Raw genomic sequence first — 312 nt, forward strand, 5'->3', positions numbered from 1 at the left:
GAGGTAGCCGGCGCGCAGGGTGGGCGCGGTCCAGAAGGCGAACCAGTAGCCGCCCGGCCCGCGCGGGGCCAGCGCTGCCAGCAGCAGAGCGCTGCGCAGCAGCGCGACGCCGCCGACCACGGCCCACAGGTGGAACGGGTCGCGCCGCCCGACGACCAGGCGCACCACCACCGCGAACAGCGCCCACCCGCCGAGGGTGACCAGCAGGTGCGCGGGGGCGGCGCACCAGGTGAGGACGAGCCGGCTGGCCACCAGCACCGCCGCCGGGACCAGCCAGACCAGCACCCGGTCGGCCCGGGACGCGGGCGCGGG

The 312-nt window shown here is 78.8% G+C and carries 1 protein-coding gene; it reads right to left on the bottom strand.

All coding sequences use genetic code 11. The features are described 5' to 3' along the window. Positions 1 to 312 (bottom strand): hypothetical protein (locus LQ51_RS33465; RefSeq protein ID WP_197087832.1); only part of this gene is annotated, 312 nt, incomplete at both ends.

The sequence above is a fragment of the Micromonospora sp. HK10 genome (assembly GCF_000982955.1).
Taxonomy (GTDB): domain Bacteria; phylum Actinomycetota; class Actinomycetes; order Mycobacteriales; family Micromonosporaceae; genus Micromonospora.